This is a genomic window from Mesorhizobium sp. M5C.F.Ca.IN.020.32.2.1 (assembly GCF_004023105.1).
Classification (GTDB): Bacteria; Pseudomonadota; Alphaproteobacteria; order Rhizobiales; family Rhizobiaceae; genus Mesorhizobium; species Mesorhizobium wenxiniae.
Genome location: NZ_RZSX01001300.1, coordinates 1 through 1,198, shown reverse-complemented (window position 1 = coordinate 1,198; position 1,198 = coordinate 1). Strand labels below are relative to the sequence as shown.

2 protein-coding genes and 1 pseudogene are annotated in these 1,198 nt (G+C 61.6%); 2 read left to right on the top strand and 1 reads right to left on the bottom strand.

What is annotated here, in order from left to right:
* On the top strand, nucleotides 1-583 hold a 583-nt coding region (locus EOA86_RS35430), incomplete at its 5' end, for a P1 family peptidase (protein WP_206630240.1).
* A gap of 37 nt (nucleotides 584-620) precedes the next feature.
* On the opposite strand, the gene EOA86_RS35425 is transcribed toward EOA86_RS35430, so the two are convergent.
* Entirely contained in the window at nucleotides 621-875 is a 255-nt protein-coding gene (locus tag EOA86_RS35425) for a DUF2171 domain-containing protein (protein WP_127208947.1), read from the bottom strand.
* A 140-nt stretch (nucleotides 876-1,015) separates the two neighbouring features.
* Between EOA86_RS35425 and EOA86_RS35420 the strand changes: the two are divergent.
* Nucleotides 1,016-1,198, top strand: a pseudogene (locus EOA86_RS35420) (DUF2259 domain-containing protein); the annotation flags it as partial.

Here is a 1,198-nt window from a genome sequence, read left to right as displayed (position 1 = left end):
GGGCACGGTCGGAGCGGGCACCGGTGCGTTGAGTTCCGGCCTCAAGGGCGGCCTCGGCTCGGCCTCGACGGTGCTCGACAGCGGCGTCACCATCGGTGCGCTCGCCGCCGTCAATCCGACCGGCTCGGTGACGATCGCCCAAACCCGCCACTTCTGGGCGGCGCCCTTCGAGATCGGCGGCGAGTTCGGCGGGCTTGGTTATCCCTCGCCTATGCCGGAGGACGCCAAAACGATCCTGCTGAAGTTTCGCGACAAGCATATCGAGAAACGGACGGAGGTCGGCGGCAACACGACCATCGCCGTCATCGCCACGGACGCCGTCCTCACCAAGGCCGCCGCCAAACGCCTGGCGATATCAGCGCATGACGGCTTCGTGCGCGCCATTTGGCCAACACACACGCCGGCCGACGGCGATCTGGTTTTCGCGCTGGCGACCGGCAAGAGCGGCATCGAGCTCGCGCCCAACGACGCCATCGAGCTTTACGCCGCGGCCGGCGCCACCATGGCGCGCGCCATCAGCCGTGGCGTCTTTGCCGCGACGCCAGCCGACGGCGACCTGTTTCCGGTCTGGTCGTCGCGCTGAATGCCGTAATCAAATGGACCGTAACCAAATGTCGTGATCAGGTGGGGTCGGATTTTTCCTCCTCGAATGTGACCGCAACATCCGAATTTGCCGACAGCCGCACTTTCTGGCCCTCGACTTCGGCTACGAGGCTGAGCGGAATATAGTGGTGATGCCCCCTGTGAGCGCCCTCGCCGCTGTCGCGCTTGGTCAGCTTGATTCGTTGTCCCTCAACTTTGTCGACGGTGCCGACATGGACGCCGTCGGCGCCGATCACTTCCATATGTTCGCGAATGCTGGCTGCATCGGTCATTGTGGGTTCTCCATTTGAAGCTGCCGACATAAACAAATGAGAACGCGATTGGATGCATCGGCTTGTCTCTCAAAGGCGCGACGTTTTGACGACGTCGTGATAGTGATCGAAACAACGCTGGCTGCTCAAACGGAAATCCTATGCAAATCCTTGTCCTGTTTGCCGTTTCCCTCCTCGCCCAGTTTGCAACTTCGCTCGACGCGCAAGCCGGCGATGTCGCCGAGCTTGAAATCCTTGGCTTTACTAGTGATGGCGGCGCCTTCGCCTTCGAGGAGTATGGCGTCCAGGACGGATCGGGATTTCCCTATGCCAATCGCTATTAC

Bases quoted from the DNA above. Each gene is read 5' to 3' on its own strand.
- EOA86_RS35425 (WP_127208947.1), bottom strand. From the start codon at position 875: ATGACCGATGCAGCCAGCATTCGCGAACATATGGAAGTGATCGGCGCC.